This window comes from Halomonas sp. A40-4, assembly GCF_015767635.1.
GTDB classification, from domain to species: domain Bacteria; phylum Pseudomonadota; class Gammaproteobacteria; order Pseudomonadales; family Halomonadaceae; genus Vreelandella; species Vreelandella janggokensis.
On sequence record NZ_CP065230.1, the window covers coordinates 542,162 to 565,283 of the forward strand.

The 23,122-nt window shown below is 60.3% G+C and carries 20 protein-coding genes; 6 read left to right on the top strand and 14 right to left on the bottom strand.

Going from position 1 to position 23,122, the window contains the following annotated elements; translation table 11 throughout:
* Positions 1-2: 2 nt before the first annotated feature.
* The 3 genes from IT895_RS02625 to IT895_RS02635 all read left to right on the top strand — a co-directional run bounded on the left by IT895_RS02625 (position 3) and on the right by IT895_RS02635 (position 2,422).
* Positions 3-1,070 (top strand): 3-deoxy-7-phosphoheptulonate synthase, encoded by a 1,068-nt coding sequence (locus IT895_RS02625; protein ID WP_199284599.1) that lies wholly within the window; start codon positions 3-5, stop codon positions 1,068-1,070.
* 83 nt (positions 1,071-1,153) lie between these two features.
* A complete protein-coding gene (locus tag IT895_RS02630; RefSeq protein WP_085918359.1) occupies positions 1,154-1,654 on the top strand; it encodes a DUF3087 family protein in 501 nt (166 codons plus the stop codon).
* Positions 1,655-1,687: 33 nt separating this feature from the next.
* Entirely contained in the window at positions 1,688-2,422 is a 735-nt protein-coding gene (locus tag IT895_RS02635; protein WP_085918360.1) for an MliC family protein, read from the top strand.
* On the opposite strand, the gene IT895_RS02640 is transcribed toward IT895_RS02635, so the two are convergent.
* Positions 2,419-3,507, bottom strand: coding sequence for a metal-dependent hydrolase (locus tag IT895_RS02640; RefSeq protein WP_199284600.1), 1,089 nt, complete (start codon positions 3,505-3,507; stop codon positions 2,419-2,421). The genes IT895_RS02635 and IT895_RS02640 overlap by 4 nt on opposite strands.
* Before the next feature lie 195 nt (positions 3,508-3,702).
* On the opposite strand from IT895_RS02640, the gene gloA reads away from it, so the two are divergent.
* Together gloA and IT895_RS02650 are read left to right on the top strand one after the other, a co-directional pair.
* Entirely contained in the window at positions 3,703-4,143 is a 441-nt protein-coding gene (gene gloA / locus IT895_RS02645) for a lactoylglutathione lyase (RefSeq protein ID WP_085918362.1), read from the top strand.
* A gap of 23 nt (positions 4,144-4,166) precedes the next feature.
* Positions 4,167-4,628, top strand: coding sequence for an META domain-containing protein (locus tag IT895_RS02650; protein WP_199284601.1), 462 nt, complete (start codon positions 4,167-4,169; stop codon positions 4,626-4,628).
* 5 nt (positions 4,629-4,633) lie between these two features.
* Here the strand turns inward: IT895_RS02650 and IT895_RS02655 are convergent, their stop codons facing one another.
* Positions 4,634-5,767 (bottom strand): FAD-dependent oxidoreductase, encoded by a 1,134-nt coding sequence (locus tag IT895_RS02655; protein ID WP_199284602.1) that lies wholly within the window; start codon positions 5,765-5,767, stop codon positions 4,634-4,636.
* A 45-nt stretch (positions 5,768-5,812) separates the two neighbouring features.
* Positions 5,813-6,991 (bottom strand): GGDEF domain-containing protein, encoded by a 1,179-nt coding sequence (locus tag IT895_RS02660; RefSeq protein WP_233337333.1) that lies wholly within the window; start codon positions 6,989-6,991, stop codon positions 5,813-5,815.
* A 387-nt stretch (positions 6,992-7,378) separates the two neighbouring features.
* Between IT895_RS02660 and IT895_RS02665 the strand changes: the two genes are divergently transcribed.
* Positions 7,379-7,774, top strand: coding sequence for a transcriptional regulator (locus tag IT895_RS02665; protein WP_309783590.1), 396 nt, complete (start codon positions 7,379-7,381; stop codon positions 7,772-7,774).
* 23 nt (positions 7,775-7,797) lie between these two features.
* On the opposite strand, the gene IT895_RS02670 is transcribed toward IT895_RS02665, so the two are convergent.
* From IT895_RS02670 to IT895_RS02720, 11 genes are all read right to left on the bottom strand, one after another.
* Positions 7,798-9,939, bottom strand: coding sequence for an FAD-dependent oxidoreductase (locus tag IT895_RS02670; protein WP_199284604.1), 2,142 nt, complete (start codon positions 9,937-9,939; stop codon positions 7,798-7,800).
* Between the two features lie 57 nt (positions 9,940-9,996).
* The gene (locus tag IT895_RS02675) at positions 9,997-10,611 is read right to left on the bottom strand and encodes a TIGR04282 family arsenosugar biosynthesis glycosyltransferase (RefSeq protein WP_199284605.1); all 615 of its coding nucleotides are present in this window, start codon (positions 10,609-10,611) and stop codon (positions 9,997-9,999) included.
* Positions 10,601-11,299: a TIGR04283 family arsenosugar biosynthesis glycosyltransferase gene (locus IT895_RS02680; protein ID WP_233337334.1), complete on the bottom strand. Its 699-nt coding sequence runs from the start codon at positions 11,297-11,299 to the stop codon at positions 10,601-10,603. Before IT895_RS02680 ends, IT895_RS02675 begins: the two co-directional genes overlap by 11 nt.
* Positions 11,286-11,918 carry an ATP-binding cassette domain-containing protein gene (locus tag IT895_RS02685; protein ID WP_199284607.1) on the bottom strand — a complete coding sequence of 211 codons (633 nt, stop codon included), beginning with the start codon at positions 11,916-11,918 and terminating at the stop codon, positions 11,286-11,288. The genes IT895_RS02680 and IT895_RS02685 overlap by 14 nt, the downstream gene beginning before the upstream one ends.
* On the bottom strand, positions 11,915-13,594 hold the full coding sequence (locus IT895_RS02690; RefSeq protein ID WP_199284608.1) for an ABC transporter permease: 1,680 nt from the start codon (positions 13,592-13,594) through the stop codon (positions 11,915-11,917). The genes IT895_RS02685 and IT895_RS02690 overlap by 4 nt, the downstream gene beginning before the upstream one ends.
* Before the next feature lie 3 nt (positions 13,595-13,597).
* Positions 13,598-14,806, bottom strand: coding sequence for an ABC transporter substrate-binding protein (locus IT895_RS02695; protein WP_199284609.1), 1,209 nt, complete (start codon positions 14,804-14,806; stop codon positions 13,598-13,600).
* Between the two features lie 46 nt (positions 14,807-14,852).
* Positions 14,853-15,887 carry an aminoglycoside phosphotransferase family protein gene (locus tag IT895_RS02700; protein WP_199284610.1) on the bottom strand — a complete coding sequence of 345 codons (1,035 nt, stop codon included), beginning with the start codon at positions 15,885-15,887 and terminating at the stop codon, positions 14,853-14,855.
* 138 nt (positions 15,888-16,025) lie between these two features.
* A complete protein-coding gene (locus tag IT895_RS02705) occupies positions 16,026-17,102 on the bottom strand; it encodes a TauD/TfdA dioxygenase family protein (RefSeq protein WP_199284611.1) in 1,077 nt (358 codons plus the stop codon).
* Between the two features lie 224 nt (positions 17,103-17,326).
* Positions 17,327-18,430, bottom strand: coding sequence for an extracellular solute-binding protein (locus tag IT895_RS02710; protein WP_233337335.1), 1,104 nt, complete (start codon positions 18,428-18,430; stop codon positions 17,327-17,329).
* Positions 18,420-20,171, bottom strand: coding sequence for a chloride channel protein (locus IT895_RS02715; RefSeq protein ID WP_233337336.1), 1,752 nt, complete (start codon positions 20,169-20,171; stop codon positions 18,420-18,422). The genes IT895_RS02710 and IT895_RS02715 overlap by 11 nt, the downstream gene beginning before the upstream one ends.
* An 81-nt stretch (positions 20,172-20,252) precedes the next feature.
* Positions 20,253-23,114: a valine--tRNA ligase gene (locus tag IT895_RS02720; RefSeq protein ID WP_199284612.1), complete on the bottom strand. Its 2,862-nt coding sequence runs from the start codon at positions 23,112-23,114 to the stop codon at positions 20,253-20,255.
* Positions 23,115-23,122 lie beyond the last annotated feature (8 nt).

Below are 23,122 nucleotides of genomic sequence, written 5' to 3' on the forward strand. Positions count from 1 at the left end.
CAATGAACGCCACTGCAAGCTCGATGCTCAATACTGCTGCTACCTCTACTGCCATAAGCGAGTCCGCCGCGATGCTGCCGACGCCTCTCGAATTACGTCGCGACCTGCCGCTCGATGGCGCCCTTGACGAACAAATTGCCGACCAGCGCCGCGCTGTGCAGCGTATTCTTGCCGGTCAGGACGACCGTCTGCTGGTGGTTGTCGGCCCCTGCTCGGTGCATGACCCCGCTGCCGCGCTCGAGTACGCTGACCGCCTGGCCGCCTTGAGTGACGAGGTAAGCGACTACCTCCTGCCGGTGATGCGGGTGTATGTCGAAAAACCGCGTACTACCGTCGGCTGGAAAGGGCTGGCGTACGACCCGCATCTGGATGGCCGAGGCGATATGGCACAGGGGCTAGCGCTTTCCCGTGAGCTGATGCAGGGCGTGGCAAGGCGGGGCTTACCCGTCGCGACGGAACTGCTCCAGCCCATGCTGGCACCTTATCTACAGGATGTCCTCAGTTGGGTTGCCATCGGCGCGCGTACCACGGAATCGCAGCTGCACCGTGAGCTTGCCAGTGACCTGGCAGCGGCAGTCGGCTTCAAGAACGCCACGAGTGGCGATGTCCAGGTAGCGATCGACGCCATGCAGGCGGCAGCGCATTCGCATCAGCGGTTTGCCCTTGATGACGAGGGCCGTCCGGTCATGCAGCAAACGGCAGGCAACCCGCATACCCATGTGGTGCTGCGTGGCGGCCATGGCGAACCCAATTACCAGGCCCACCATGTACGTAAGGCGGTTAACACACTGCGTGAAGCCAGGCAGAACCCGCGTTTGATGGTTGACTGCAGCCATGCCAATGCGCGTAAGGACCACCGTCGCCAAAGCGAAGTCATGCTTGATGTGCTCGCCCAGCGCCAAGCGGGTGAGGCCAATCTGGTCGCGCTCATGCTGGAAAGCCATCTGTTTGAAGGCAAGCAGCCGTTAAAGCCTGGTGCCATGCGTTACGGCGTATCGGTTACCGATGCCTGTGTGGGCTGGGAAACCACCGAGCACCTGCTGAAAACCGCCGCGGAGCGGTTGGCATAGGTCCCTAACACAATGACTTGTTTGCCCTGGCCAGCCCCGTATCATGGGTGGATGTCACTCTTTTCCCGTTTGTGAGGTTGGCCATGGTGTTTACCCTAGAGCCCTACGATTCCCATACCTATCGCCGCAAGGCGCGTATGATCACTTTCATCATGGTCGGGCAACTGCTGATTTTTGGCCTGCTGTTTGCCATGCTGCTGACCGCCACCTTTGGTCAGAGTTTAGGGCTGAACGTATTAGGCGGCATACTGGGGCTGCTGGCCACCAGTGCCATGTTTGCAGCGCTGCGCGACCGGCCGTGGATGCAGGAAGTAGGCTATGTATGGCAGCTCAAGCAGCACCTGTCGCGGATCAACAGCCATCTGCCGGCACTACGTCAGGCGATGCAGGAAGATAACCGCACGGCGCTGGATATTCTGGCGTTTTATCATCAAGGGTTGGCGCAACTGGCCGAGTTCAATGGTCGTGCGCCCAGTGATGACGACGAACGCCAGCGAGTTAACGAGCGGCGCGAGGCTCTTGCCTTGCCACTCCAGGTCGAGCAGTTTGATCCTCAGGATTTACATGCCTTTAAACGCGGCTAATTTATCTATCCGTTACGTCAGGAGTGTACCGTCATGATGACACCGTCACGGTTTTTTGTATTAGGTTGTGCTTTTGTAGCGATCAGCGGTTGTGCTGCCATGGAGTCGCCTACGAGCGCCGAAAGGACGAAAGACAATGCTGGCGGGGATGCCAAAGCCCCCTTGTTCCCGTCAGCCCTGTTTTCCGGTCAGGCCGAACAGTTCGACGCCTGGCACTGTCGCCCGGCGAATCAGCATTTAATCACGGCGGTCGATGGTGACGTGCTACGGCTCTGGTCCTTGCACGGGGCCTGGCGCTTGCCGCAAGCGGTTGTCGCCAGTGGCGCCCGCTACCAAGATGGCGAGATCAGCTTCTGGAACCGCGGTGAACAGGCGCTGGTAGAAACGCCGCGCGGTCAACTCAAGTGTGACCTGGCCGCCCGACGGGAGGCTTCGACCCGTAGGGACCATCCCGGTGTCATGTTCCGTGGTCAGGGCAACGAGCCCGGCTGGACGGTCGAACTTGCCCATGACGCGCCCAAACTTACACTATCGACCGACTACGGCGAGAACGTTGAAACGCTGCCCTACATGGTCAGCGTGATGGATAACGACGCTGGGCGTGTAGTGCTTGAGAACGCCAATGCCGACGACTTTTTCCGGGTGCGTATTGAAGCCGGTGCCTGCTTCGACGGCATGAGCGGTCATCCTTTCCCGGCGCGGGTAACGCTCACCATGGATGGTGAGCAGTACAGTGGGTGTGGTCAGGGGATCGCACCGTCAGCCTAAGGGTTGTTGGATGACGCGCAAGGCAGTGCAAGAGGCTCGGGCTGCCATTTGGGCATGACAAAGGTAGTGGCGCAGAGCGCATCGCGATTGCCCACTGCGCGAGCTGCCAGGCGTGACAGCGTTGTGGCGTCTAGGTCTCGCTCGCTGGCAATTTCCACGCTGATGGCGACCGGCTGCCAGGCATTGTTCTGGCGGGTGGCGAGGCTGAAGTTGAACGGATGATACCCGGGAAAACCCAACCGAAGATCGGTGGCCAGCAGGGTGAGCTGACCATCTATGGAGCGCATCTCGTAGCGTAAAAACGGTCCGGCAAACCACGCCAGGCGCTGACCCGCCCGGCTATCAAGCGCAACGCTTTCCAGCGTCGCGCCCCGGCGCAGCGGTTCAAGTGTCGGGGGCGCGGCGCGATCAAAAACGCTCACCAGACTTTCATGGTAGCGATCACCGTCAACCACAGTGGCACGCCACAACAGAATATTGAACGGTGTCGGCTGTACCAGGATCGGCGCATCCTCAAGCCCCTGCTCAGCGAGTACGGGGGCAAGCCGATGCTCAACGGTCAGCTTTGCGCTGAAAGCCAGTAACAGGTAAATGCAGGATAGTCCCAGTCCCCAGGCGCACCAGTGCCGTACCCGGCGGGTAAGCAGGGCGATGACAAGGCAGGCGAGCAGAGTGAGCGAGTAAAAGGGGTCAATAATGAAGACAATCGGCCAGGCCACCGGTGGGGACTCAAGTGGCCAAAAAAGCTGCGTACCATAGGTGGTCAAGGCATCCAGAAGCGGGTGAGTGATCAGGACCAGACCGAAGAAAGCGCTCCATCGAGCAAGCGGTATATCGCTGGCGGGCGCAACGCGAGCACTGACGAGTGCCAGTAAACCGGCAAGTCCCGTGAGTACAAAAAGCGAATGACTGAAGCCGCGGTGCTCGGTGACGTTGGCGACTGCATCGCCGTAGTCGATCATCACATCGAGGTCGGGCAGGGTGCCTAGCAGAGCGCCGAGGATAACCGCTTTGCAGCCTAGCCGACGCCCTAAAACGGCGCCCCCAACGGTTGCACCCAGCGCTGCCTGTGTGACTGAATCCAAGGGTGTTTCTCCGTTATCATGTTGGTGTTACAAGCGTACTGTTAAAAGCAATATCTGTATAGATATTGTATAATTCATGGCGCTGATTCGTGGATTATGCCTAGCGCACATTGGCAGCCGCAAAAATGCGGTTGGAATGCTAAGCTGGGTGCGTTTGCATTAATTTCGTCACACGACGCAACAAGGAGAGATGGCATGCAATACCTGCACACAATGGTACGCGTCAGTGATCTTGACGCATCGCTGCACTTCTACTGTGAGCTGCTGGGACTCAAGGAAGTCCGTCGTAAAGAAAACGATAAGGGCCGTTTTACGCTGGTGTTTCTTGCCGCGCCGGAGGATGAAGCACGCTCTTCACGCCTCACCGCGCCGGAAATTGAACTGACTTACAACTGGGACCCCGAAGAATATACCGGCGGCCGCAACTTTGGTCACCTGGCCTACCGTGTGGACGATATCTATGCGCTTTGTCAGAAGCTCCAGGACAATGGGGTGACCATCAATCGCCCGCCCCGCGATGGCCACATGGCGTTCGTCAAGTCGCCGGACGGTATCTCGGTTGAGCTGTTGCAAAAAGGCGATGCGCTGGCACCGCAAGAGCCTTGGGCCTCCATGGAAAATACCGGCAGCTGGTAATTGAGCGATAAGGACAGATCATCATGACCATCAAAAACTGGCGGTTACTGCCATGGCTTGCTTCGGCAGCGCTATTGCTGAGTGCCTGTAGCAGCGCGCCGGGGCCAAGTTCCGCGCCAGACCCGGAACCAGGCGGAGACTCACTTTCCGGACCGGTCATCGAGCAGCGCTGGAACCTGCTACTGGTTGGCACCAACGAGCGGTTGTCGATGCCTGACACCCCGTTCTTTGAAATTAGCCGTGACGGTAGCGTGCGTGGCCACGATGGCTGCAATCGTTTTACCGGTGAAGCCACACTGGGTGGCAACCAGCGTATCGAGTTCAGCGAGCTGGCCACTACCCGTATGGCCTGTCCGCAAATGGGCGATGCAGAGAAGGTGACCGATATGCTGGAGACCGCTTATCGTTACCTGATCGACCATGACCGGCTGGTATTTTTCGGTCCGGACAGTCGCGTGCTGGGCGGCTGGCGCGAATCGAACTGATTTAATCAGTCCTCAAAAGGCGGGTTGAAGCGGGCGATAAAGCGCGCATCAATCCGCTTCTTCCAGTGCCATACCCACCTCCCGGAAACGCCCATGGCGCCCCGGCTGGCAATAGCCCGGCCACCACCGGTGCCGATCAGCGCCAGCACACGTTTGGGTGGCTGCCAGGCTGACAAGGTTTCTCCGCGGCATGCCGCACGCAGGTTACCTGCCAGGCGTGATCCCATACGTACTGCATAAACGCCCGCGTTGGGTAACGGCGGATCAAAGGCGGTGCAGTCGCCGGCCGCCAAGATGGTCGGGTGGCCGACCACTGCCAGGGTCTTTTCCACCTGAATAAACCCCTGCGTATCCAGCGGCAGTCGGGTATCAGAAAGCCAGCGGTGGCCGACAGCCCCGGTGGCCCAGAGCACGATATCCGCCTCGATGTGTTTGCCTTCGTGAGTCACTACGCCGCCGTCCACCAGCGCTTCGCCGCGTACGCGGGAGTGAATCCGAATGCCTGTCTTGGCTAACGCCCGTTGCATCAGCCAGCGTGGCAAGCGCCCAGCCTCGGGGAGCAGCTTTGGCGACGCGCTGAGCAGATGACCCTGCCAGCTAACGTCCGGGCGCTGATGGCGGAGTTGTTCCATCACGCTCATCAAGGTTTCGCAGCCCGCCGCGCCGCCGCCTACGCATACCACCCGCTGGCTTGCGCCGGGGGGCAGCTGTTCGACATCATCGCGCAATGACTGCCAGCGGTAATGGAGTGAGCTGAGCGGGCGCATGGCCAGCAGCTGGGGTAGGTGTTGGCCATGCTGCTCGGGGAGTGTCAGCGTCGACCCCACATTGAGCGAGGCTACGTCAAAGTGCAGTACATCGCCGTTGGCCAGGGTGACCTGACGTGCCGACGTGTCCAACGTCACCGCAGGAGAGTCGATAAAACGTGCCCCGGCCCGCTGGCAAAGTGCTGCCACGTCAATCTGTGTCTCGCGCAGTGTACATTCGCCAGCCAGCCAGGCCGGTACGCTACCGGAATAGGCCGCCAGCGGACTGTCGCTGACCACGGTGATGGCGAGCTTGGCTTCTGGCTGTTTGGCAAAGGCTTCCAGCACAAAGGCGTGGGCATGCCCCGCACCGATCAGTAAAAGATGCTGCATGCCAATGGCCCTCAAAACGCGAGTGTATTGAAACGATATGTTGTCTTAACAGATCATAACCTGATTTTTACCCGCTGTTTTAGCAAGATACATGCCCTTATCCACTCGCTCTAACAATTGACGGGGGCTCTCATCTGTTCGAATGGTCGTAAGCCCTGCACTGATGGTCACGGAATCCGGAATCGCAAACGAGTGTTGTTCGATATGACGGCGGAGTCGTTTGGCGATGCAAATCCCTTCGTTCAGTGTCACGTCAGCAATTATCACGATAAACTCTTCTCCGCCCCATCGGCCCAGGTGGTCGTTGCTGCGCAACGTTTGGGTCGCTAAACGTGCGATTTCTCGAAGTATGTCGTCTCCCGTGGGGTGGCCATAGGTATCGTTGATACGTTTGAAGTCATCAATATCAAACATCAACACCGCACAGGTCGCGTTGGAAGCGCACAATTCTTCAATAACGAACTCGGTATAGTAGCGATTCCAGCATCGAGTGAGCAGGTCGGTGTGAGCAAGGCTTTCCAGTCGCTGATTGGTTTTGCGCAACTGGCGGTTAACGTGTACGACGTCCAGGGCCGTAATCGCAACGGCCAGGTCATCGGCGAGCTCCAGCACCATGGACGCTTCAATCGGCAACCAGAAAGTGAGCTGGGCGATAGAGGTGACGTCACCGGGCGTCACCATGGCGTGTTGTCGGAAAATCAACAACCAACCCAGGTGGTTACTGGCCAGGTTTAAAGGGGCGGCAAGCCCTCCCTGGCAATCACCGTCTAATTCGATCGTGCTGTCCTGATCGGTTGTCGTATCCAGGTACCCCAGTTGCTGAAAAATCTGCTGGCGATCTGGGCATTCCCCGAAATAATAAAGCTCGCCCTTGTGGGTCAAGGCGATACCGCTTGCTTGAAAGATGTCACACCAGCCGTGACCATGACGCTGTAAAAAATCGGCAAGGCTCGTTAGCCGTTTTATGTCACGAGACAGTAGACGGCGGCGAGCTTTGAGCCCAAGCTGACGCTCGGCCATGTGTTTTGCCTTCAGCAGGTGCAGCCGCTGAGCGGCGATATCGATAAGGACGGTAACCCACTGCAAGGCGTCTTCCGGTGGGGCAGTCGGGAGTCCTATGTAACCCCAGACGTCATGCTCGCCTTTTAATTCATAATGGTGATAGTGAGACGTCCGTAATTCATCCTGTGAGCGAAAGGTAAGCAGTTGCCCGTGAGACGTCATGGTACTGGCTGCGGGGTAACAATAGGTCAGGCGAAGCTCTCCTGAATCTAATCGTCGGTAAAGCGCGATGGGTTGGTGGTCCGCCAACTCATGGAGCGTTTTAGTAAGCCTTTCAAAAAGCTCCTGAGGCGTTTTCGATGAGCTGATGAGGTCCAATGCGAGACACAGATCATCGTATGTACTGCCTGGTTTATTGGCTGGTATAGAAGGTACGCCACTCATACGGAATGACTCCTAAAGCACGGTGCCCCCCCTAACCGCCAGGTCGTGCCTTGGTATGGGTGAAACGATGGGCTGGAATTGAAGTAACGATTCAATCAAAAGGTTAACCGTTATTCAACTATTATTGAATAATCGCTTCACATTGGCGGCATGAATGAAAAACAGATGTTCGCCGAGCGATTGAAAAACGCCATGCAAGCTGCCGGGTACGATGTACGCTCCTCTGTTCTGGAGCGTGAATTCAACCTGCGCTATTGGGGAAAGCCGATTACGTATCAGGCGGTCAGACGCTGGCTGCGCGGCGATTCCATTCCCAGCCAGGAAAAACTTCAGGTATTGGCGCATTGGCTGGCCATTGATCCTCACCAATTACGCTATGGAGCTGGGGGACAAGCGTCCATCAAGGAGCCGTCTGGCGTTTGGGAGACCTCTTCCAGCAACGAAGAGCGGCGCTTATTAGCGTTATATCGCCGCTTGCCCTCCGAGCAACGTAAGGTCGTTCTAGAAGTGATGGATACGTTTGCGAAAGCCTATTCAACGACAGATAGCCCGACTAAATAGGTGGTGTCTTGAGCGATCTTCCGCTACGACTCACCGCGTCGCCAGTTGAAGTAGCGCTTTAACAAACTGAGCACCCGTTCGGGTTTGTGGGCGTTCTTCCACACGCCCGCCGTCGCCTTGGCGGCTTCGCCCAGGGTCGGGTAAGGGTGGATGGTGCCCAACAGCTTGTTTAGACCCAGGCCGTGTTTCATGGCGAGGGTGAACTCACCCAGCCATTCGCCGGCATTTTCGGCCACGATGGTCGCGCCAAGAATCCTGTCTTTGCCCGGCACGGTGAGCACCTTGATAAACCCCTGGGTGGCGCCTTCGGCAATCGCCCGGTCACTGTCTGCCATGGCGTAGCGGGTTACCTCGAAGGCGATATTTTTCTCCCTGGCTTCCTTCTCGTTGAGGCCGACTCGCGCCACTTCGGGCTGGACGTAGGTGACGGCGGGCATAAAGCGGTAATCCACGGCAAAGCTTTTCAACTCGCCAAACAGCGCGTTTACCGCTGCGTGCCAGGCCTGGTGAGCGGCCGCGTGAGTCAACTGGTAGGGCCCGGCGAGATCCCCGCAGGCCCAGATATTCGGCAGTCGGGTTTGCAGTCGCTCGTTAAGCTCCAGTGTACCGGTAGGGGTTGTGGAGACGCCCAGTGCCTCAAGGCCCAGCCCTTCAATGTTGGCTTGGCGGCCGACACTCACCAGCAGATAGTCAAAGGCCAGTATCGAGCGCTCTCCCTGATGCTCCACGGCAAGCTGGTAGCCTGACGTGTCGTTGAGAACTTCCAGTGCCTTGGTGTCCGTCATCACCGTCACCCCTTCGTCCGTCAGGGTGTTTTCGACGGCTTCGCCGACCTCCTGGTCCTCCCGACCCAGCAACTGGTGCATGCCTTCTACCAGCGTGACCTGGCTGCCCAGGCGGGCGAAGCTCTGGCTAAGTTCACAGCCGATAGCGCCGCCACCGAGTACCACCAGGCGTTTAGGCAGTTCTGTCAGTGACCATAGGTTTTCAGAGGTGAGTACGGGCGCGTGCTCAATGCCCGGTAGCGGCGGCACCTTGGGGCGGGCGCCGGTGGCCAGCACGATATGGCGGGCAGTAACGGTTTGAGCACCGATTTGAACTTCCCAGGGCGACGTCAGAGTGGCGTGGTCCTGATACACCTCAACGCCCAGATCGGTGTAGCGCTCGACGCTGTCGTGGGGTTCGATATCGCGAATCGCCTGATGCACATGCCCCATGACCTTGGCGAAATCAATCTGCGGTTCGCTTGACGTCACGCCAAAGCGTGGTGCGGTGCGAATCTCGTGGGCGGCGCGGGCGGCCCGAATCAGTGCCTTGGACGGTACGCAGCCAGTATTCAGGCAGTCGCCACCCATCTTGTGTTTTTCAACCAATGCCACCCTGGCGTTGACGGCGCTGGCGATATAGCTGGTCACCAGACCGGCCGAGCCGCCGCCAATCACGACAATGTCGTAGTCAAAATGCGCTGGCCGATTGAACTCTTTGTAGGCTTTTCGTTTCTGTACCAGCAGGACAATGCGCCGCGCGATCCAGGGAAAAATCGCCAGGAGTGCAAAGGACGCCAGCAGCGTTGGTGAAATAATGCCGCCGAGGCTCTCAAGCTCCCCCAACTGGCCGCCGGCATTGACGTAAATGGCAGTGCCGGGAAGCATGGCGACCTGGCTCACCCAATAAAACGTCACGGTCTTGATGCGCGTCAGGCCCATCACCAGGTTGATCATGAAAAACGGGAACACTGGCACCAGACGCAGGGTGAAAAGGTACAGGGCACCGTCCCGCTCGACCCCGCGGTTCACCGATTCGAACTGACGCGGAAAGCGCTTTTCAATCGCCTGGCGGAATAAAAAGCGCGACAGCAAAAACGCCAGCGTAGCGCCCAATGTGCTGGCAAAGGAGATGATCAATAGCCCCCAGCCGAGCCCGAACAGCGTGCCACCCAGTAGTGTCAGCAGCGTTGCCCCGGGCAGCGACAGCGCGGTCATCACCACATACACGGCGAAAAAGATGCCCGCTACCTGCCAGGGGGATTGACTGAACGCCGCCTGAAAATCGCTCTGGTAGGCTTTGAGGGTATCGAGGGTGAACCACTGGTGGGCACCGGTCAGAAAGAAAGCCCCGATGGCCAAGATCAGTAAGGCTGCCATCAGTATACGTTGTCGGGTCACGGTCATCTCCAGGAAAGCGTTTCAGGGTAGAGGTCAGTGGGCGTGCAGCGTGTTTCCTTACAATGGCGCGCGGGTAGCTTGCCAGCGCTGCCAGTCTTCCGGTCGGTCAACGTCCCATACGGTGGCGGGGTAACTGGCGTGAAGGCCGAGTGCTTCAATCCGTTGCCGGGTCGCGCTAAGCACCCTGTCATTGCCCCAGGGAATCAACTCAAACAGCCCCGGATAGTCGCGGTGGGTGCCGATCAGCCCATAGCCGCCGTCCTCGGCGGGCAGCATGACCACGTCATGCGTGTGGAGCTGCTGCGCACAGGCCGTGATCAGATCGCTGGTGATGCTCGGGCAGTCACTGCCCATCACCATGGCGGGGCCTGACGCGCTGTTCAGTGCGTGACGGATGCGTGTCCCTAAATTGCCCTCCGGCTGGGGGGCGAGCGTCACGCCAAAGTGTTCGTAAAGCTCGCCAAACAGTGGGTGAGTATGGTCGAGTGCCGTCCACAGCGTGATGTGGTCAGCAGGTAGTGCTTTGCAGGCATTGGCCACACAGTGGCGGACCAGTTGCGCATGGGCATCCGCGGCACCCTCTGGGCCGAGCAACGGCGCCAGGCGTGTTTTAGCCCGCCCTGGCAGCGGCGCCTTGGCCAGCAGGTGCAGGTGGAGCGTTTCACCGGGCATCGCGATACTCCCTGGCCAGTTGGGTGGCGCTAACGCCGCGCCAGTAGCGATAGCGCAGCCGCCACATCAGGCGGATGGTCGACCAGGCACCGTGTTGGTCCCAGCGCCTGCCTGAGCTTATCACTTTGCTGCGTAGACAGGCAGGATTCGACACCTGTTTGAGCCGTTTAGACAGCTCAATGTCTTCCATCAGCGGCTGATCGGGAAAACCGCCGACTGCCGTGAAGGTGCTCGCGCGCACAAAAATGCCTTGGTCGCCGGTGGCGATGCCAGTGAGCCGAGAACGCAGATTCATCATCGTGCTTACCACGGGCAGCCAGCGGCTGCGGCCTGAGAGGTTGATGGCGAAGTGTCCCCAGGCATGGCGGCCAAGCGCCTGGGTTATCTGCTCAACGGCGTTCCCGGGCAGTTGAGTATCTGCATGCAGGAACAGTAACGCCGGGGCGCTGGCATGCTGTGCGCCGAGATTCATTTGCCGCGCCCGCCCCGGTTGACTGGCTATCACTCTATTCGCCAGCGGCCGGGCGATGTGAACGCTTGCGTCGCTACTGCCGCCATCGACGACGATGACTTCAACACCTTGGTCGCCAAGCGATGACAGTGCCGTTAAATGGTCCGCCAAAGAGGCTTCCTCGTTGAGCACTGGGATGACGATGCTGAGGCGAGCGGTTGGGTCAGCCGAGTTCAATGATCGGCCCTCCCGCGGCGTCGGCATCGGCGTGGTCGTGGGTGACCAGCAGCGCGGGGAGGCCTGCGTCGCGCAACTGGCGGAATACCAACGAGCGCATTTCCTGGCGCAGGGCCATATCCAGCTTGGAAAATGGTTCGTCGAGCAGCACCGCGTGTGGCTGTGAGAGCAGCAGGCGCATCAAGGCCACGCGGGCTTGCTGACCGCCGGAAAGCGTTGCCGGGTCGCGCTCCTCATAGCCTGCGAGCCCCACCTGGTGAAGCGCCTGGGCCACCTTCGGCTGTTTGTTGGCGGTGTGTTGGGGAATGCCAAAGTGCAGATTGCCGCCCACGCTGAGGTGAGGAAACAGCAGTGGATCCTGAAATAACAGCCCGAGTCGGCGTTTTTCGGCAGGCAGGGTGTCCAGCCTTGTGTCGGCCAGAAAGATTTGCCCCTGGGCTTTGAAGGCAGGCGATATGAATCCTGCCAGGTAGGCCAGCAGGGTTGATTTACCCGAGCCGGAGGGGCCCATGACGGTGAGCACCTCGCCGGGGGCAATGGTCCGATCGATGGCCAGCAGCCTTTCGCCATTCAGGGTGATCTGTACCTGCTGAATGTGCAGCGTCGGGTTCAGTGTCATGCAACTCCTCGCATCTGGCGACGTTTGGCCCAGGCCAGGCGCGGTATCAGCAGCGCCAGACTAAAGCCGATAAAGGGGAGTAGTGCCTGGAGCAGCGCGAGGACGGCGATCAGCCGTCGGTTGCCCCCGGATGCCATGGCCACCGCTTCGGTGGTAATGGTGGGGACACGCCCGCCGCCGAGTAGCAGTGTGGGTAGGTATTGGCCGATACTCACGGCCAAACTGACCGCGCAGGCGGTGAGCAGTGGCGCCAGCAGCAGCGGCAGGCGTACCTGCCAAAAAGCCCGCCAAGGCGAGGCCCCCAGCGAATGGGCAACCTGCAGCCAGCGAGGGTCCAGGCGTCGATAGGCTTCCGAGAGTGACAGGTAGAGGTAAGGCGCTACAAAAAGTAAATGGGCGGCCACCACTAGCGTTCGTTGCGGGCGAACGTTAATGCTTTCCGCCGCGACCACCAAGCCAAACAGAAAGGCGGCCTGGGGAATGATCAGCGGTAGATACAGCAGCCACTGGGAGCGGCTGGCCGGAAGACGCTGGCGCACCTCATTCTCAAGGACAGCCACCACCAGCGCAGCGGCAATCAGCGTCGCCGCCAGCCCCACGCTTAAGGTATTCAACAGTGGCGTTGCCAGGCTGGGGAGAAGACGTTGCCAATGATCGAGCGTAAAGGTGCCGGGCAAGGCATCAGGAAAACGCCAGAAACCGGCCACTGAAAAGATCACCAGCCCCCCGATCGCGCTGATGGCCAAGAGTGTCGTGGTCGCCAGCAATAGTCGGCCACCCATGGCGATCGCCACCGACCCCGTACTTCTTGCGCCATTGACCAGCCAGCCTTGACTAACCCGCTTGACACACTGCTCGCCGAGCCACCAGGTCAACAGCGCGGCCAGGGTGACGCCAAGCTGAAGCACGGCGCCGGCAGACGCCATGAAACGACGGTTCAGATCGGGGTCATTGAACCAGCTCAGAATCGAGACGCTCAGTGTAGGCGGTAAGGTCGGGCCAAGAATCATGGCCATATCAACCACCGACGTGGCGTAGGCAATCACCGCGTAAACGGGCAACCGAATCAGCGGGTAGAGCGCCGGGAAGACACTTTTCAGCCAGGCAATACTCGGGGCGTAACCCAGTGAGCGCGACAGCATGACACGCTGATCGGGTTGAAGCTGAGGCAGTGCGGCAAGACACATCAGCAGTAGAAAGGGGACTTCCTTGAGCACCAGCCCGGCCATCAATGTAAGCCCTATGGCGTCGTTGACGATGAGCCAGTCGGGAGGCCGCTCCCAGCCCGTCAGCCCGGGAGAGAGAAAACGTGCCAATAACCCGGAGGGCGCGATAAGGAAGGCAAGGCCAAACGCCACGGCCGCATGAGGGATCGCCAGCAAGGGTGAAACCAGCCGCCGGATGCCGCGATCAAGCCAGGTGCCGCGGCTGGCAGCCAGAAAAAGCACCACCACCACCAGTGCCATGAGGGTGCTCAGCAATCCGCTGGCAAAGCTCACCGCTATCGAACGACCAAGCCCGGGTTGGGCGAACAGGCTTTGCCAGGGGGCCATGCTCACGGTGTTGCCGCCCAATGCAGGCAGATAGCCAAAGGCGGGCAGCAATACCATCAACAGGCCTGCCCCAACGGGCAGGACCAGTAGGGCAATAAGCAGCGTCGGGGCCAGGCGCAGCATCGCCTAGTTCACGCCATAACGCTCAAGCCAAGCGTCCTGCAGTGCGGTCATCCAGCTTGGGTGCGGCTCGGGCAGCGTCTTGGACAGCGCATCGGCCGGCAGTTCTGAAGGATGCCGCTCGCCCTGTTCAAACAGCGCCTGGGCATCGGCCTCCAAGCGGTCGATATCCAGCACGCTGCGGTCCCCCCACATCGAAAGCGACTGCTTCTGTGCCTGGGCTTCCGGCGATAGCAGGAAGTTGGCGAGTACCATGGCGCCGGCCTTGTGCGGCGAGTTGTAGGGAATGGCAACAAAGTGGACGTTGCCCAGAGTGCCGCCTTCCAGCACGTAACTGCGCACACTCTCCGGCAGTTCGTACTCCATGACCGCGACGGCCGCATCGGTGGGGTAGAAGGAAAATGCCAGACTCAACTCGCCATCGCTCATCAGGGTGCGCAGGTTGGGGCCAGAGTCCGGGAAAGTACGTCCGCTGCGCCACAGGTGCGGGTGCAGCTCATCCAGGTAGGCCCACAACGGAGCCGTCACACGCTCGAAATCGGCGTCTTCCACGGGCTGGTAGAGGGCATCATCCTGGTCTGTGAGCTCGATCAGTGCCTGTTTCAAAAAGGTGCTGCCGGTGAAGTCAGGGATGCGTGGATAGCTGAACTGGCCAGGGTTGGCTTTAGCCCACTCAAGCAGTGCCGACATGTTCTGAGGCGGGGTATCGGTTAGGGCGCTGTCGTAATAGAAGGTGATCTGCGCCTTGCCCCAGGGCGACTCATACCCCTCGGTGGGCAGGGTGAAATCGGTCACCACTTCGGGGTTGTCGTTGGCGTTGGTGAGCGCAAAATTGGGCAGTGCCTCGGCAAAGGGACCGAACAGCAGATCGTTCTCGCGCATTGCGGCAAAGTTTTCGCCATTAATCCAGATCAGGTCGATGCTGCCCTCGTCATCGTTGCCCGCCTGCTTTTCAGCCAGCACCCGCGACACCGCACTGCTGGTGTCATCCAGTTTTACGTGAGCCACTTCAACATTGAACTGCGCCTGCATTTGCTCGGCCACCCAGTCGATATAGCGGTTGGTGCGTGAATCACCGCCCCAGGCGTTCCAGTAAACCGTTTGGCCTTCAGCTTCATCCAGCACGGCTGGCCAGTCGCTGGGGGCTGGCGCCGCCACCGCGGGAAGTGTCAGCGCCAGCAAGGGGGCGATCAGGGAGTATCGGCGTTTTAGCATGGGGTACCTCTGTCAAAATGAGCGGGCATTACTCAATCGCTGTCAATTAAAGTGTTGCGCGCAGGCGCTGCAGTTCGTCCTGAACGTGATCGATGATCGGCGGTGACAGGTAGTGTTCGACTCGATCGCGTACGTGATCAATGACCGCGCTGTCGGTAAGCTCCGCCGACCAGTCTTCGCCGCGCTGCTGGGCGTCCTTGGCGCGCAGGTGCTGGGCACGCCACTTGGCGCACCAGGTCAGCGACCACAGCCAGGTCGCTCGCCGGCAGGCAACTAAGGTTTCGGCGCTGGGTGATGTGCCCATGGCGGTCTGCCAGCGACGGTAAAACCCGACGACCTCATCCAATGACAGCACCGCCTGGCTATTCAGGTCCCAGGTAGTGGAGGTGTAGAGGCTGGTATGGGCCAGATCGATGCCCGGCAGACCATAGCGGCACTTCTCTAAATCCACCAGTACCGCGCGCCCCTGAGCATCGATCAGAAAGTTGCCCGGATGGGTATCAAAGCTGATCAGGCAGCGTTCGGCATCGGGAAGCGCCACCGGTAGAGCCGCCAGTTCATCTCGAATGCGCGCAATGACTTCAGCGCTCAAGTCGGCCTGTTCGAGCCATTCAGACTGGCGAGCCACTTCCTCGCGCATGGCTCGCCACGGGTCTGCTGGCGCTAGCAGTGGGGCAGGCGGGTCCGGCAGTGGCAGTCTGTGCAGGCTGGCAAGGGTTTCAGCGATGCGGGGTAAATCCTGCGGCAGTTGGGCCAGCTGACCTGCGATAGCATCCACCAGCAGGCCGCCGCGCGGCAAGCGATCGCTTACTTCCAGAAGGCCATGTAAACCGGGTACATGGCCACCCTGGCTGGCTCGCTGGTAGCAGGCGGCTTCGTAAGCCAGATTGTCGGCAGGGCCAAGGTTCATCTGGCTTTGCTTGGGAAGCCGTGCCACCCAGTCCGCCCCCTCACGGTGTAGCCACACGTGATCATGGGCAAGCCCCGTATCCGCCATCGGGGATAGCGATTGATAGCTGATATTGGCCTCTTGCAGCACTGCTTCCAGGGACTGCAGGCGCGCCTGTAAAGGTGTCGGCATGGCGTCATCCGTGTTGAGCAAGTCATCGTTGCCACTAAGTGGTTGTTCTAACGCCAACCTTACACGGTTTATGGTTAAAAATGATGCAGGCACGGCGGAAAGGCGCGGTCATGCCGCCCGGGTGGAATATCAGCAGCCCTAGTTTTGCATGGGAATATCATCTTTCCAGCGAAAGCCGACGCCACCAGCTTTCCATACGCCGTCGCGATTGAAGGGGTGCGGGCCGGATAAGTTGATGTACTGCGGCAATTCGAAGTGCGGCGCCAGATTCTGCCTGGCCTTGATCGTCACGCGGTCCATGATTCTCAGCCCCTGCTCTTCTGCCGACATATGCGCTTCAGGCGCTGCCCGATGGGCCAGCGCCCAGTTATCAATATACAGAAGGTCGCCTGTGTCGTAGTGGTAGCGTATGCCGTAACCCTTTTCGAATGACGCATTCAGCAGATCGTTATAGTCGTTGAAAAGCTGCTTCATCTCGTCTTCGTTGAGCAAGCGAAGTTGCTCGGTGGAGGCGGGTGTCTGCTGCAGCTCATCAATGGCGACACCGTCTTCCGGTAGCCGCTCCAGCACCGCGCCGGTCATTCCCAGATGCAGCCATACGCTCTTGCGCCCAGAAATAGGATGTTTGTGGACGACGGGGTGACTCACGCCTGATGCCGAGTTGACAGACACCAGCCGTTCCCAGAAGGCCTGCTTGTCCTCGGGCAGAACATCAAAGGTGGCCCCTTGGTGGGCAAAGTGCGTGCCGCCGCCCTGCTCTGGGGCGCGCGCCATGTAGTAGGCGGAGTGGGAAAACGTCGCGGCTTCGAAACTACCATCGTTATGCCACTGTGGGCCTACGCCCAGGATGCCGTAGCGGTTGTCATTGGAGCAGCGGAAGATATCCCGGTTCATGCCAGGCGTCGCCGGGTGGACGCCATGAGTGGAGTGGATTTCACCCGCGCCCCACCATTTGCTCGCGTTGACCAACTCATCGGCCGAGAGATCTGCCTGGTGCTTAAACACGATGAAGCCACGGTTCGCCATTTCCACTTCCAGCGCCTCGATGACAGGCGCTGGGAGTCGGTGACGTACGTCAGCACCGTAAATTTCGACGCCAAGCGGCTCCAGCTGTTTGACCGTCAGGCCGGCTTCTTCAAACAGCGCGACACGGTCAGGGTCGAGCGGTGGTATGGTCGGTGGCGTGTTGCTGAACTTGTCGGAGGGTGTTCGCATGATGACGTGACCTCAATGGGTGAATTTTCTTCACTCAGCGAATGTCCGTGACAGGGTCCTGAGCGGCAGGAACAAACGGTCCAATGATATTGGTCAGGTTATGCTGCGTTTTGTTCCTGGTCCAATCTGTGTGCTACCGGTAGGGAAAAGCCCAACCGCTCCCTTTTCGGTGCCGCCAAGGGGGCGGGCGTTATAACCACCCATTTTGCAATCGCATATCACCTTCATTCCTGTGTCATCAGGGCCTCATGAAACAGGGCTTCGACGCGCTTCTGGGTACGCGCATACCAAGCCTCGTCCTTGGTCACTGCCCTTTGGGCGTTGATGGGGTGGGTGGGAATATGCAGGCGCATGTCCAGTCCAGTGTCGCGGTGGGTAGTGACCTGCATCGCGGCAGAGTGTCGCGCTGGGCCATAGGGAATATGCCGGGCCAGCGCCACTTGGCGCTCGCTGGTGGTGGCGAAACGGATAAACGCTCGGGCCGTCTCGGGGTTCGGGGCGCCGCGGGGGATCACCCATGTCTCGTGCTCCTGGAGCTGGCCGTCCCAGAGAATCTCGATAGGCAGATCGCGCTCCACCATGGCCGCGAAGAAGCGGCCATTGTAGCCTGACGCCATGACCACCTTGCCCTCTTCGAGCAGGCGCACCGGGGTGTCGCCGGCTTCCCACCAGTGGATATTGTCGATGCCTTGCAGCCGGGCGAAGGCCAGATCCAGGCCACGGCGGGTACTGAGCAGGCGGTAAAGTTCTTCCCGGGGGACCCGGTAGGAGAGCAGCGCCCACTCCAGATTAGCCGCCGGCGTGCGTTGCAAGGCCCGAGGGCCAGGGAAGCGCTGTTGATCGAAGAGATCGGCGATGCGAGTGGGGCGCTCTCCGGGGAACGCATCACGGCGATAGGCCACGACAGTGGCAAAAATTGAATGGCTGATAAAACAGTGCCCCAGGGCACCAGAGAAGAAATCCTGGGGTGCCGGGGTACCGTCCGGCGCGGGGGCCGCCAGTTCGGTGGGTAGCGGCTCCAGCAGCCCTTCCTCGCAGGCTGCCATGGCCTCGCTGCGGGTCATATCGATGACGTCCCAGGGGACATCGTTGTCCGCAACGGCCTGGCGCAGTTTCGTCAGGCCGCCGTTATAGCTATCCACGGCCACCGGTACGTCGTGAGCCTCCGTGAAAGGGGTGAAGAGGGCGCGGCGCTGGGCTTGCTCGTAGGCACCGCCCCAGCTCAGAACGGTCAGCGGGTTGGCGGCGTCAGGCACGTCCGCCCGGATGGGAGATGTCAGGGCAAGCAGCCCGGTCAGGAGTCCTGGGATCCATCGTCTAGCCAGCACCGTGTTCCTCCCGTCGCAGGGCGTCGCTGTGATGCAAGAAGGCTCGAGCAATACTCGACTCATAGGCCACCCCAAGGAAGCGCCGTTCGTTATCGACAACGGCGATGGCCTCACCGGTGACCTTCTCCAATTGATGCATTGCGTCCCAAAGTGATGCGTGAGGATCCAGCACGGGGCGAGGCGTCTCGGGACAGTCGGCCAGGGTTGTCGCCTCGCTGCCTGCGCGGAGGGTCTCCAGGCTCGCCAACGTCACGCAGCCTTGATAGCGACCACGGTCGTCCACCCGGTAGGCTTCGCCATGACCTGCTGTGCTCAGGCACGAGATAGCCGCGTCCAGTGGGGTCGCAGGGGCCAGGGTGACGGCATCGTGGCTGATCAACTCGGTCAATCGGGTTTCCTGGAGCACGGCGCGACTGCGCCCCGCGGAGAGGTCCAGGCCACGGCGGGCCAGTTGAATATCGAAGAGCGAGCGGCCGAACAACTGGGCGGCCAGTGGATTGGCGAGCGTGACGCTGGCCAGGGCGGCGGTGGTCAAGGCATAGCTGCCGGTAAGTTCGAAGACGATCAGCAGAGTGGTAAGAGGCGCGCCGAGTACCGGAGCGGTGACCGCGACCATGCCGCACACGGCATAGAAGATGAACGTCTCCTGGCCGCCGCCCAGCTCGGCGACCAGGGTTCCGACCAGGGCGCCAAAAAGAGTACCGATCACCAGCGCTGGGCTGAAGACGCCACCGGCGAAGCCCAGCCCCAGACACAAAGCCGTCGCGGCCAGCTTGAGCAGCAGGACCATCAGCAGCTCGCCGCCGCCGTAGGCCCCCGGCAAGGTGGCGAAGCGCAGGGATTCCTGGCCCATGCCCAGGATATCGGGTACCCACAGCGCGGTTAAGCCGAGCAAAGCCCCGGCCAGTGCGGGATGCAGGCTGGCAGGTAACGGTAGCCGCTTAGCTAGCTGCCCCATGGCAAGAATGGCATGCATATAGGCGCCCGCCACCAGGGCGCCCAGGCCACCCAGGGCCAGGAAAAGAGCGAATTCCCAGGGTTGGGGTACGCCAGGCTCGGTGATATGGAACAGCGCCCCTTGATCCAGCAACTGGGTGGCCAGCACATAGCCGACGATGGCGGCGGCGGCCACGGGAGCGAAGGCGCGCAGGGCATAGTGGCGAAGTACGACTTCGTGGGCGAAGACAATGCCTGCCAGGGGCGCATTGAAGGCGGCCGCAATGGCAGCAGCCACCCCGCAAGCGATCGTGATATTGTCTTCTGAGCGCCCCAGGTGCAGCAAGCGTGTGATCAGCGAGCCGAGCGTCGCGCCGAGATGGACCAGCGGCCCGTACTGACCCACCGAAGCACCGGCGCCCAACGACACCAGGCTGCTTAACCCCGATAGCGCACCCGCCTTGGCAGGCAGGCGACCCCGGCGGGTCTGGACAGCAGCGATGGCGTCAGTAGGTGTGTGGGGACGGCCCCCGGGAAGACCGCGATGTAGTTGACCAACGAGCAGCCCGCCCAGGGTCGGTATCAGCAGGGTGGCCAGGATCACAAGCGTGGTGTTAGCCGCCATCATCTGGCCCCGCGGGGAGATCAACAACAGGTCGTTGAGCCATAACACCGCATTGACGAAACCGACGGCGACCAGCGCCGCCACGCCCCCGACGAGACTGCCCAATAGTACCAGACCAAGAAAACGCAACACCGCCAGGGGGTGTCGGGCCGAAACGCTGTCTTTGCTGGGCGAGTCCATCTCCCAGTTATAGGCGCTATCGGGTCGCCGGGCAAGGTAGCACGGGCGCCATGCGGTAAGAGCTGACTGGCGCCGCGTGGCTTACAGCGCTGAGATTTTAGCCCGCTGCTCTTCCAGCAGCTGCTTGGCGGCCTGGAAGTCGGCGAGCTTGCCGCGTTCTTTTTCCACCACTGATTCCGGGGCTTTGGCGATAAAGCCTTCGTTGTCGAGTTTCTTCTCGATGCCGCCGATCAGCTTGTCCTGTTTTTCAATTTCCTTGGCCAGGCGTTTGAGCTCAGCGTCTTTGTCGATCAAGTCCGCCATTGGCACGAGTACTTCCATGTCGCCGACCAGCTGTGTGGCCGATAGCGGCGCATCATCGGGATTTTCAAGCCAGGTGGCGCTTTCCAGCTTGGCAAGCTTGGCGAGGAAGTGGCGGTAGTCTTCAAGCCGCTCGGCATCTTCCGGCTTGCCCTTGGTGAGTAGTACGTCGAGCGGCTTGCCGGGGGCGATGTTCATCTCGGCGCGGATGTTACGCACGGCGATGATCACGCCTTTCAGCCATTCGATGTCGCGGGTCGCCTGCTCGTCGATTTTGCTGTCGTCGGCTTGCGGCCAGGCCTGCAGCATTAAGGACGCGTCGTCGCCGACGTAAGTGCCTGCCAGCGGTGCGACACGTTGCCAGATCTCTTCGGTGATGTAGGGCATCATCGGGTGGGCGAGGCGCAGAACGGTTTCCAGCACCCGCACCAAGGTACGGCGTGTACCTCGCTTTGCCTCGGCACTGGCATTTTCGTCCCACAGTACCGGCTTGGATAGCTCCAGGTACCAGTCGCAGTATTCGTTCCAGACGAACTCGTACAACGCCTGGGAGGCGTGGTCAAAGCGGTATTCCTCCATCGCCCTGGTGACCTGGGCCTCGGTTTTCTGCAGTTGGGAAATAATCCAGCGGTCGGCCAGAGAAAGCTCGACATCGTTGACGCCTTCTCCTTCCAGTGAGGTGCCGCAGTCTTCGCCTTCGGCGTTCATCAGCACGTAGCGCGAGGCGTTCCACAACTTGTTGCAGAAGTTGCGGTAGCCGTCCAGGCGGTTCATGTCGAACTTGATATCCCGCCCGGTAGTGGCCTGGGAGAGGAACGTAAAGCGCAGCGCATCGGTACCGTGGGCTTCAATGCCGTCCTTGAATTCGTCGCGGGTCGCCTTGGCAATCGCCTTGGCTTTTTGCGGCTGCATCATGTTGCCGGTACGTTTTTCGAGTAGCGCGTCCAGGCTGATCCCGTCGATCAGGTCGATGGGATCCAGCACGTTGCCCTTGGATTTGGACATCTTCTGACCCTGGCCGTCGCGCACCAGGCCGTGTACATAGACTGTCTTGAAGGGGACTTCGCCGGTGAACTTGAGCGTCATCATGATCATCCGGGCGACCCAGAAGAAGATGATGTCAAAGCCCGTGACCAGCACGCTGGTCGGGTGGAAGGTTTCAAGCTCCGGTGTCTGTTCCGGCCACCCCAGGGTGCCGAAGGTCCACAGGCCGGAGCTGAACCAGGTGTCGAGGACGTCTTCGTCCTGGGTGAGCTCAATATCATCGCCCAGGCCGTGCTTCTCGCGGACTTCGGCTTCCGTGCGGGCTACGTAGACATTGCCCTCCTCGTCGTACCAGGCCGGAATGCGGTGACCCCACCACAACTGGCGGGAAATACACCAATCCTGCAGGTCGCGCATCCAGGCAAAGTACATGTTTTCGTAGTTCTTGGGCACGAACTGGATATCGCCGTTTTCCACCGCCTCGATGGCGGGTTTGGCGAGGGACTCGACAGCCACAAACCATTGGTCGGTGAGCAGCGGCTCGATCACGTCACCCGAGCGGTCGCCGTAGGGCATGGTGTTGTTGACGGCTTCCACCTGTTCCAGCAGGCCCAGCGCGTCCATGTCCGCGACGATCAGCTTGCGCGCTTCAAAGCGGTCCAGCCCGGCGTATTTGGCGGGCAGGCTGGCGTCTTCGTCAGGCTGCGGCTGGCCTTTCAGGTCATAGATCTCGGCGCGCTCAAGGATGGTGGCATCCTGGCTGAAGACGTTGATCAGCAGGTGATCCTGGCGCTTGCCGACTTCGTAGTCGTTGAAGTCGTGTGCCGGGGTGATCTTGACGCAGCCCGAGCCTTTTTCCATGTCGGCATGCTCGTCGGCGACGATGGGAATCCGACGGCCGACCAGCGGCAGCTCGATAAACTTGCCGACCAGCGAAGCATAGCGCGTGTCTTCCGGATTCACCGCCACGCCGGTATCCCCCAGCAGGGTCTCCGGGCGGGTGGTGGCGACCACAAGGTAGCCCTTTCCGTCAGCGGTTTTGACGCCGTCGGCCAGCGGGTAGCGGAAGTGCCAGAAGCTGCCCTGCTGCTCCTTGTTTTCCACTTCAAGGTCGGAAATCGCCGTGTGCAGGGTGGGATCCCAGTTGACCAGACGCTTGCCGCGATAAACCAGGCCTTCTTCATGCAGGCGCACGAAGACTTCCTGTACGGCCTTGTAGAAGCCGTCATCCATGGTGAAGCGCTCGCGGGACCAGTCAACGCTGGCGCCCATGCGGCGCAGCTGGCGGGTAATATGGTCGCCGGATTCCTCTTTCCACTCCCAGACCTTATCGATAAACGCCTCGCGGCCCAGGTCGTGGCGGGTTTTTCCTTCTTCGGCGGCAATTTTGCGTTCCACCAGCATTTGCGTGGCAATACCGGCGTGGTCGGTGCCTACCTGCCACAGGGTGTTGTTGCCCTGCATCCGCTTCCAGCGCGTCAGGGTATCCATGATGGTGTCCTGGAACGCGTGGCCCATGTGCAGACTGCCGGTCACATTGGGCGGTGGAATCATGATCGAAAACGGGGTTCCGCGGCCGGTCGGCGCGAAACGGTTGTCGGCTTCCCAACGCTCGTACCAGCGAGTTTCGATCTGTTCAGGTTGGTAGGTCTTTTCCATGGATTGGC

Excerpts from the sequence above, each read along its gene's own strand:
- IT895_RS02625 (WP_199284599.1), top strand. The coding sequence starts at position 3 with ATGAACGCCACTGCAAGCTCGATGCTCAATACTGCTGCTACCTCTACT.
- IT895_RS02630 (WP_085918359.1), top strand. The coding sequence starts at position 1,154 with ATGGTGTTTACCCTAGAGCCCTACGATTCCCATACCTATCGCCGCAAG.
- IT895_RS02635 (WP_085918360.1), top strand. The coding sequence starts at position 1,688 with ATGATGACACCGTCACGGTTTTTTGTATTAGGTTGTGCTTTTGTAGCG.
- gloA (WP_085918362.1), top strand. The coding sequence starts at position 3,703 with ATGCAATACCTGCACACAATGGTACGCGTCAGTGATCTTGACGCATCG.
- IT895_RS02650 (WP_199284601.1), top strand. The coding sequence starts at position 4,167 with ATGACCATCAAAAACTGGCGGTTACTGCCATGGCTTGCTTCGGCAGCG.
- IT895_RS02655 (WP_199284602.1), bottom strand. The coding sequence starts at position 5,767 with ATGCAGCATCTTTTACTGATCGGTGCGGGGCATGCCCACGCCTTTGTG.
- IT895_RS02660 (WP_233337333.1), bottom strand. The coding sequence starts at position 6,991 with ATGACGTCTCACGGGCAACTGCTTACCTTTCGCTCACAGGATGAATTA.
- IT895_RS02665 (WP_309783590.1), top strand. The coding sequence starts at position 7,379 with ATGTTCGCCGAGCGATTGAAAAACGCCATGCAAGCTGCCGGGTACGAT.
- IT895_RS02675 (WP_199284605.1), bottom strand. The coding sequence starts at position 10,611 with ATGCCCGGTGAAACGCTCCACCTGCACCTGCTGGCCAAGGCGCCGCTG.
- IT895_RS02685 (WP_199284607.1), bottom strand. The coding sequence starts at position 11,918 with ATGACACTGAACCCGACGCTGCACATTCAGCAGGTACAGATCACCCTG.
- IT895_RS02690 (WP_199284608.1), bottom strand. The coding sequence starts at position 13,594 with ATGCTGCGCCTGGCCCCGACGCTGCTTATTGCCCTACTGGTCCTGCCC.
- IT895_RS02695 (WP_199284609.1), bottom strand. The coding sequence starts at position 14,806 with ATGCTAAAACGCCGATACTCCCTGATCGCCCCCTTGCTGGCGCTGACA.
- IT895_RS02700 (WP_199284610.1), bottom strand. The coding sequence starts at position 15,887 with ATGCCGACACCTTTACAGGCGCGCCTGCAGTCCCTGGAAGCAGTGCTG.
- IT895_RS02705 (WP_199284611.1), bottom strand. The coding sequence starts at position 17,102 with ATGCGAACACCCTCCGACAAGTTCAGCAACACGCCACCGACCATACCA.
- IT895_RS02715 (WP_233337336.1), bottom strand. The coding sequence starts at position 20,171 with ATGGACTCGCCCAGCAAAGACAGCGTTTCGGCCCGACACCCCCTGGCG.
- IT895_RS02720 (WP_199284612.1), bottom strand. The coding sequence starts at position 23,114 with ATGGAAAAGACCTACCAACCTGAACAGATCGAAACTCGCTGGTACGAG.